Annotated in this window: 7 protein-coding genes and 3 pseudogenes; 1 reads left to right on the top strand and 9 read right to left on the bottom strand. The window is 53.5% G+C overall.

Annotated elements, in window-relative coordinates:
• Positions 1 to 114 precede the first annotated feature (114 nt).
• The 9 genes and pseudogenes from ACSZO1_RS20795 to ACSZO1_RS20755 form a co-directional block, all read right to left on the bottom strand.
• Positions 115 to 840: pseudogene (locus ACSZO1_RS20795) on the bottom strand (phage baseplate assembly protein); the annotation flags it as partial.
• On the bottom strand, positions 824 to 2137 hold the full coding sequence (locus tag ACSZO1_RS20790) for a DNA circularization protein (RefSeq protein WP_437616056.1): 1314 nt from the start codon (positions 2135 to 2137) through the stop codon (positions 824 to 826). The gene ACSZO1_RS20790 and the pseudogene ACSZO1_RS20795, both read right to left, overlap by 17 nt.
• Positions 2137 to 2661, bottom strand: coding sequence for a hypothetical protein (locus ACSZO1_RS20785; RefSeq protein ID WP_437616054.1), 525 nt, complete (start codon positions 2659 to 2661; stop codon positions 2137 to 2139). Before ACSZO1_RS20785 ends, ACSZO1_RS20790 begins: the two co-directional genes overlap by 1 nt.
• 229 nt (positions 2662 to 2890) lie before the next feature.
• Positions 2891 to 3528: pseudogene (locus ACSZO1_RS20780) on the bottom strand (DUF3164 family protein).
• Entirely contained in the window at positions 3518 to 3709 is a 192-nt protein-coding gene (locus ACSZO1_RS20775; RefSeq protein WP_437616052.1) for a hypothetical protein, read from the bottom strand. The pseudogene ACSZO1_RS20780 and the gene ACSZO1_RS20775 overlap by 11 nt, the downstream one beginning before the upstream one ends.
• Before the next feature lie 121 nt (positions 3710 to 3830).
• A complete protein-coding gene (locus tag ACSZO1_RS20770; protein ID WP_437616050.1) occupies positions 3831 to 3986 on the bottom strand; it encodes a hypothetical protein in 156 nt (51 codons plus the stop codon).
• Between the two features lie 11 nt (positions 3987 to 3997).
• Complete coding sequence (locus tag ACSZO1_RS20765; protein ID WP_437616048.1) at positions 3998 to 4891, bottom strand: AAA family ATPase; 894 nt, start codon at positions 4889 to 4891, stop codon at positions 3998 to 4000.
• Positions 4892 to 4901: 10 nt separating this feature from the next.
• Positions 4902 to 6966 (bottom strand): annotated as a pseudogene (locus tag ACSZO1_RS20760) (Mu transposase C-terminal domain-containing protein).
• Between the two features lie 56 nt (positions 6967 to 7022).
• Positions 7023 to 7235 carry a helix-turn-helix domain-containing protein gene (locus tag ACSZO1_RS20755; protein WP_437616046.1) on the bottom strand — a complete coding sequence of 71 codons (213 nt, stop codon included), beginning with the start codon at positions 7233 to 7235 and terminating at the stop codon, positions 7023 to 7025.
• A gap of 198 nt (positions 7236 to 7433) precedes the next feature.
• Here ACSZO1_RS20755 and ACSZO1_RS20750 point away from each other — a divergent pair, with 198 nt between their 5' ends.
• Positions 7434 to 8162: an XRE family transcriptional regulator gene (locus ACSZO1_RS20750; RefSeq protein ID WP_437616044.1), complete on the top strand. Its 729-nt coding sequence runs from the start codon at positions 7434 to 7436 to the stop codon at positions 8160 to 8162.
• Positions 8163 to 8475: the final 313 nt, after the last annotated feature.

The raw sequence follows: 8475 nt of genomic DNA, 5'->3' as shown, positions 1-8475 counted from the left end.
CGGCTGATCGAAGAGATGCGAAACTGTGATCGAACTTCGATGCCAATCCGTGATCGTTCAGAGCGGAATACGCACCTGGGTGGTTTCCTCGTCAACGGCGGCTGACGTATCCGTGACGTCAACCACGCCCAGCTCAGCCTTGCTGCTGTGTGCGTGTCCCTGCGCCAGTACGGTCAGCTCGGAGAAGGCCCGTTCCTCGCTGCTCTCATCGTCCAGGCTGATAACATTGTTGCCTTTACCGTCCCGGCGCAGAATCAGCGTCGCCACAGGTTGCGTGGTGTAATCAGGCCCGCCGATGACCAGCGTACCGGATGTCGTAAACCACGGCCACAGACCGCGCCCGGCGCAGGCACGCAGCAGCGTGTCCCATGCACGCTCTCCCGGTTCGACAGTAACTTTGTCATTGCGGATCGAGGACTCGGCGTGCAGCTCAATATTCGTGATACCCAGCGGGCGAACAACGCGCGCAATCACTTCCTCCAGGCTCATCTGCTTACCCGTGAAAACGGGGGATGAGCAGTCAACAAGCACGGCGGCACCATCGCGTCCGGAAAGCGCTATCTGCACAGCATCCTTGCTGACGGAACGACGCACACGGTCAATACGCCCGGTCATCACGGTATCACCACCGACCCGGACAATTACCGGCGCACCACGTTTTACATCTGCCGGGAAGATGCCATCAGGCAGGCCGAGACGCATCGACCAGGCATCTGCCGGGATAAGAAAGTCACTGTCCACGCTGTAGCTGTTCCAGTCGCTGTGAACTTTTCCGGCAATCACCACGGAGACTTTATCCAGGTCTTTATCCTGCGCAGCCTGCTTATTCGGTGTAGGCATAGAGCGTGTCCCCCGGCTTCAGGTTGTTAGGGTCGCGCAGCGACGGGTTAAGCAGCTGCAGCTCTGTCGCGCGTGTGTAATCGCCGTACCACAGGTGCGCCACAAGGTGCAGGTTCCCGGCACTTGCCACGGTGCGTACTGTCAGCGGCGGGCGGGCCTGAATCAGTGCTGTGGCCATCACCTGCAGAGCCAGCGCGATATCCTTGAGACCATCAACAACTGGCATATAATCCAGCGCAACAGTGGTGGTGGCGCTGCTGACGGAATCCATTTCGGCGCTGTAGGCATTGCGGTTCGCATCAATCGCGTTCTGAATCGCCTGCCGTGTGTCATCCGTGATTTTCTCGACATCATCCGGCGACAGAACGGCGGTCAGCGATTCATCAGACAGCAGGTCAGACGCCTGCTGAGAAAGCTCGATGGCCACCGCCGTCAGCACCATCACGCGCAGCTCTTTAATGTCGTCAGAGGTGATATTTGTCGGCATATCAACAGACCCGGAAACAGCGCCACTGATAAGGTCATCGGGCATTGTGGCCACCGAGGATGCCTGCGTGGTTATCGCCGACCAGTCAGACATCGCGACTGCAGGCGTGGAGGTATAGACCGTGCTGTTACTGCCCGATGATGATGCGGCCTTTGTGCTGCCGAAGCTCAGCGCAGACAGAATGTCATTCATAAATGCCGACGGGAAATTCACAAAGTCGGTTACGCTGTTGTTATATCCCGTCAGTTCGCCACGCAGCACTGAGGCCATATTCATCGCCGCCACTCCCAGTGCTTTGACCCGGTTCATGAAGCGTTTTGCTGTCCGAAGTGGTGCTAATGCGCTTTCCATCAGGGCTGAGGCATCATCCAGCATCGTCTGGATCTTATTAAATACAGAATCACCCAGACTGAGCGGCCAGTCGCGCGTAAAGAACAGGTTTGTTGTCTTGTGCTGCCAGAACTGAATATCGACAGTGCAGTAATCCGGGTTATCCTCATCATGACTGACCTGATAAAGCCTGACCTGCATGTTTGGCATAACGCCAAAAACGGGATGTATCAGTTCGTCCGCTCCATGCTTATCAAGGGCTTCAAGAAACACCTGCAGGCGAATTTCATAGTCATCGCCCCAGAACACGGCCTGTACCTGCAGACTGCGTGACTTAGCCCCCAAATCTTCAATGTCGGCACCATCGAGGTAGGGATATTCGTTTATCCCCAGCGAACGCTCGACGCTGTCACGTGTGTTTTTGACGTCGAAACGCACGCCACGAAATTTCGCATCCTGAAGTGAATCAGCCCATGCCATCAGTGCGGCCCTCCCTGTGGCCCACGCGCAGCAGACTGGCCGTTAACCTCATTCATGGTTTCAGCAATAACGCGTCCATCAAGCTGCAGCGTGGTAGTGATGTTTATTGGCTGTAATGGTTGCTGATTCTGAACAAACGGCGGCACGGGGTATCCATTAGCCGTCTGCGGCAGTGAAATATTCGTAGGCGCAGACCACCAGGATTTTACTTCGTCCCATGCATCCAGCAGACCAGGGCTGGATGCTTTCAGATCGCGCAAGCGGCTCATGCTGTCATTATCCTGCCCGGACTGCAGACGGGCACGCGCCGCCGCATCGCCACGTTCAACCTGCACCAGCGGGGCATCATTTGCCGCCTGCCATATTGCGAGAGGTGCCAGCACTTTACCGCCCAGGCGCGCCAGCCGCCCCATCAGACCAGACGCGCCAGCCGCTGCTGGAGCACCTGCTGCAGCGATTCCTGCGGCTCCGCCAACTGACGACAGAATTTTAATTCCGGCAAAAGCCCAGGCAGCAGCAGTCATAGCTTTTATTCCTGTTTCGGCTCCAGCCAGTGCTTTAGTTAAGGAAGGTGCGATTAATTCGATGGGAACCATTTTTTCGTCCTGTCATCGTATGGTAAATGAACAAAGAACCGCCCAAAACACTGAAAACGATTGATGAACGGCAATCATTGTAGTCATGAACAGAACTTTGAATGATTAAATCGCACCTTCCTTAATAAATCCGCTTTTAATTGTATTTAAAGGCATCTCACACCCCCGCAATATCAAGTGCAATTGGACGGTACTGGTCGCTGTCGCCAACACGCTCATACACGCGGATATAAGAGCGACTGCCGACGACCTGAACAGCTTCGCCGATGGCGACCATCGCTTTCTGCCAGCGTTCATCGTCGATTTCGAGGCGATGCAGCGCCAGCACGGCACCGGTATTCACTTCACCTTCTTTTTCAGTCTGGAATGCACGGTTGATGATCGCGTGGATTTCCGGGCGTGCGCCCTCAGTCCAGTCAGCCAGACATGCATCGATTAGCACCTTAGCTGCCTGCAGACGCTCATCGAACGCGATGCGGTCCTGCATGGCGCGCTGGATTTTGAACTGGCCGTCAAAGCTGTAGAGGGTAACGTTGCCTTTTTTACCGCCCAGCGAAACGCCGTACTCATTGGCAGAGAGGTCAACAAATGCGCCGATGTCAGAGAAGCCGGACAGCTTGAACTCTTCCAGCGCCTTATTCAGTTCCAGCGCGCTGCCAATAATTTCACGCACCAGTGCATCAGTGCACGGTCAATGTCTTTGATGAGGCTTTCCGGCGTCATCACGCCTTTGGCATCGACCCAGTAACCATCCAGTACGGTTTTAGTGGTGAACTGTTTGTTTTCAGTGGACATTCTTTTTCGCCTTCTTGTTGATTGCATCAATGATTTTCTGATTCACATGACCAGCAAGACCTGCTGCGACAACTGCCGCAAGATGCTGTACCTGCTCGTTATCTTTCTCGCCTGGCTCAACATTGCAGTTGACTGACAGGCCACGTTTCGTGCTTTCCAGACTGATTACGATCTTTGCCACTACGTCCCCCTTAATGAAGTGATTCCGACCAGACCACCCGGCAACCGCTTTCATCGGCATATACCCCCTGACGAAAGCCCCATGCTGGTTATGTCCACTGTGCTTATAGTGAGCGCGCCCCTCACGCATCATCCTGTCGCACCAGACGTGGAATGACTGGCAGTGAGTTACGCAGCGTGACGCTGTTAACTTTCACACCATGAGTGCTCAAGAGAAGTATCAGCGCTTCGGCTTTCACCAGCGCGTTGATTACATCCGCGTTACTGTTTTTAATCATGCTGTTTGCCCTCAGTTAATCAGCATTTCAGAGAACTTACGGACGGCTCCGGCACTGACGGCCTGACCGTTGATGCTGCTGTAGCGGCTCACACCACGTACCAGCTTGAACAGGCGGCGCGCATTACCATGGCTGGCACGGAATAACGCATCGCTGACATCTTCGTTTTGCGCATCCTGCAGCATGCTGCAGGCGATAGCGGTGATATCCTCTTGCGGCAGGGCATCGCCGATGCTCAGGGCAAGGCCCACGCGGCTGTAAAGCTGCTTGTATTCGCCACGCTTACCCTTGAGGTTGATGATGAGACGCGGCATACCCGCCAGCACCACACCGATACCCGCTTTGTCGTGAATGCGGCGCAGTGTTTCCAGTGCCCGGTATGGAAGATTTTCGGCCTCATCGACCATCAGCAGACGACCCGAATCACGCAGGGCGCTAATGCAGGCTTCGCTCAGCTCGTGCATGTTGCCGCGCTTGCTCAGGCCCAGGCGGTTGCAGAGTTCTTCCAGCACAACACGCGCGGTGTAGCCCGGGTCGGCTTCAATCAGGATCGCGTCTTTGTTCTGCGCCGCGTACTCACGCAAAATCATGGTTTTGCCGAGTCCTGCATCGCCGTTAATGACGTTGATTTCGCCGTCCAGATGCGCCAGCTTGAGCACTTCCATTCCCTTTCTGGATGTGACCGTCTGGATATAGCGCGCGGTAATACGCTGCGATTTCTCTTTTTCGGCCTCACGGGCAATGAAACCGGATACCAGCTGGTCGATGCTTTTCACATCGCCTGCGTATTTGTCCTGCAGATACTGGTTAATTACCGCGACGCTTTTACCCACAGCGCGCGCAACCTGCGTCTGGCTGTAGCCTTTGCGTTCCATCAGTTCAGTTAATTCGGTACGGATAGTCATGACTCACCTCTTAACGGCTGCTGCCGCTTTTCTTAAGAAATTCTTCGCGGTCTGCTTCAAGGAAGAAGAAATGCTCTTCCTCTGTGATGACCGAGTATTCAGCCGGGATAAAGCTGCCAAGGTCGCTGAACGACTGACCCGGCAGGACAGAGCGGCCTTCGGCTTCAATCTCCTGACGCTGTTCATCAATGCGTTTCAGGCGGCGCTGACGGCGTTTCTCAACGGCTACATCCATCATGCTGACCGGGATGGCGGCACGCTTATTGCCGTTCCAGATGGCGCTGCAGACAAAGGTTCCGTCCATGCGGCGCACAATAACTTCCTGCGGGTCATGGATATCGAAAGCCACGCGAACTTCCTCTCCGTCGACGGTAATCAGCGACTCTGAGAAATAATCGTTGTTGAACAGGCGCAGCCAGCCGCGCTGAGCTGTACGCATCATTTCCGGCATAAAGGCTTCGCGCAGTTCCACATCCGTCAGGTATTCGATTTCGTCGCCTTCGGCTTCCAGAGCGGCGCGGCGGAACATCGCCGGGGTCATGTGTCGGCCGTTATGTTTCGGTAACTCGCTGTGTTCGTGCGAGTTGTTATAGGCGTCTACCTCGTAAGCGATAGCGTCCAGCAACTGCTGCCATGTCGGCAGTTTTCCCGGCGCGGTGCGCTGTACCGGAGTCAGCTCACGCCCGTTTTCCTGCGCTTTAACCGCAGACTGGATGGCGCGTGCTGTGATACGGGCATGCTCAGGGTCAGCAGATGATCCGTTGTAAGTCTCGAACTGCATGGCCACACGGCGTGGAACACCTTTGTTCAGACGCTCGATGATGCCGCGCGATTGTGGGCGACCCGGAATACTGGTCGGGTGCTCGATGCCCATGCGGCTGAAAATACCCGTAACATCAGCATCCAGCGTTTTGTTGGTCTCGCCGCCGCCGTTATCGGAATACACAAACAGTGGCTTGCCGTGGTGCTTCATGGCGTAACGGTAGGCATCGGCCACCGCGATGACGCTCTCGGAAAGCGCCAGGCTCCAGCCCGTAATGAAACGTGTGCGCCCGTCGATGATCATCGTCAGCTCTGGCGTGAACGGACGGCCATGGTCAGGGTGCGCCACCTTCATTTCGAGTGACTTACCGTCAGCAATCCAGCAGCCGTTAACGGGCATCTGTGACCAGTCGCGCTTCTGGAAGCACTCATAAACCAGCGCGGCAGAACCACTGACACGGCCACGGGCTTTCTCGCGCTTAGGCAGTTTGTCCATGGCCCGGCGTACCGCGTCATAAGACGGACACGCGGCTATCATTGCAGGCTGGTCGGCATAAACCTGTGACCACTCAGCCTGAAAATCCCGGTAGGCCTCGCGCAGACACGGGCCTTTACGACTGCGCCAGTGCGCCAGAAAATCAGGCAGCCACTTAATCTGCTCCGGCTTTTTTGGCTTTGAGATAGCCAGGCGCCAGCATAGCCAGGCGCTCAACACCCGGACGGGTGGTCTGGAAAATGCTAAGTCACTCCTGCAGGCTTCGCTCACCAACACCGCTGCGGGTTGACCCTTTGCGGGCGTTAGCAATTTCAGCCAGGCTTCTCAAGTGCTCCGGCAGCGTGCTGTTGCGTGATGATTCAGCGATAAACTTCACTGCAGCGGTGCGGGACATACCCGCATCGCGCAGGCGCTCGACCTCCATCGCCAGTGCCGCACGGGCATCAGCGATCTGCTTTTGTTTCTCGGTCAGAGAGGATACTTCTCTTTCCAAAAGCGCCGGACATTGACGCATCAACTCAACTTCACGCGTTGGCTTGACCTTGTGCTTAACAGTGGTATTTGATTTTTCAGTAACCCCTGCACCTGTCTCAAGAATTGACCGATAGGCTTTTTCGCGAATAGCTGACTGAGCTTCAACGGGTAAACTTTCAACCGCATATTCATTCCCACCACCGCGACCAACACGGGAACGCATCTGCCACCCGCAGGTTTTGGCTCTGGCCATGATTCCCGGACGAGTTACTGGCATACCTGGTAAGGTCATATCTGCCAGTTCCTGCGCGGTATAGTGTGTTTTCAGGTTGATCTGAGCCATGATTATTAATTCCATTCACCTGAAAATGGTTTATCATACCTAGTGGGCCATATAGCCTATGGGGGTAAACCAATTGCATCTGCAATGATTTTTTGCCCTTTAGGCCACGGGCGATCTAAGGCATTTTTCAATGAACCTGCGCTTTTATAGCCATGGTGAATAGAAAGGCGGCGCAGTGACCATCCCTGCTTATGTAAAGCCGCAACAATGTCCGCTCTGTGCCAGTCAGACTCAGTCTGGCTTTTTTTTGCACTCTCGAATGTACTCATTAGTTAACCTCCCAAGGTTATTTCATAGATACAGTATGATCGAAATTGAGTCATGCAAACCTGAAAATCACTCATTTAATTCATTTTCAGGTTGCATTTGATTGGGAGGCAACCAAATTTCAGGTTGTTATCTATCAAATTCAAACACTTAAGCACAACATGAAAAAGTCGAAAATAACTTAGAGAGATTTGCAGGATATGACTGATAAACCTGAAAACAACTTAACGAGTGAGATAGGTAAGCGTATTCGCTCTCTTAGAGAGGATCTGAAGCTATCGAGAAACCAAGTGGCGGAGAATTTAGGTGTGTCTCTATCAACCCTTCAAGCCTGGGAGAATGAAGAGCGAGAGCCAACTGCAACCCATGTTCTGAGATTGGCCACTATCTTGAGTACGAGCGTTGAATTTTTATTGACGGGAACAGCGCAACAAAGTGCTCCAGCACAAAGCCCTACAGTCATTAAATCCGGCTCTGCTGTTGATGTGAAAGGGAACTCTGTTGACCTTGAGGAGTTTGTTTTTGTCCCTCGTTACAACGTCTCTGCGGCTGCAGGACACGGTGCATGGAACGACGATGAAAGCCCAATGTTTACGGTTAGCTTCAGAAGATACTGGGTTGTAAACCACTTGAAAGCAGATCCCTCTAAACTATCCGTAATCAGTGTGAGTGGTGATTCGATGGAAGGCGTTCTTAATGATAAGGATGTCATACTGGTCAATCACGCTGACAGAGAGCCACGCGAGGGAATCTATGTACTACGCATAGATGGCCAGTTGCTGGTGAAGAGAGTGCAAAGACTCCCTGGCTCACAGCTCAAAATCACAAGCAACAATCCTGCTTATGATCCATACACAATAAGCCTGACAGACATACCAGACGATTTTGACATCGTTGGTAAAGTGGTGTGGTATGGAAGGGTTATTTAATAGCTGCTTAAAAGGGAGTTAAAGCAGCTTAAATCGCTATCGTAATTATGCAGAACTAAACGCGTTTTTTTCTATTTTTGCTCAAAATTTTCCCGGCGATGCAAAACGCCCATGCCTTGCTCTAGGCCCCGTCAATCCTGACTTTCTCGGCCATTCCCCCATACTTAACCACCATGCAGAAACGATCACCTCCCCACATGGGCAGGAGAGCGCAGACCCTGAACCAGTTAATGAGCAAGGCGCGAATTCAGATAATAAGTGCAACGCTCGGACATGATTGTGGAGAGTGTAGGAGGAAGGGTTAACTACCGAT

Origin of the sequence: Erwinia sp. V71 (assembly GCF_965644245.1) — a bacterium.
In the GTDB taxonomy this organism is placed as follows: Bacteria; Pseudomonadota; Gammaproteobacteria; order Enterobacterales; family Enterobacteriaceae; genus Erwinia.
The sequence above is the reverse complement of the archived record's forward strand: the minus strand, read 5'-3'. Positions and strand labels throughout refer to the sequence as shown.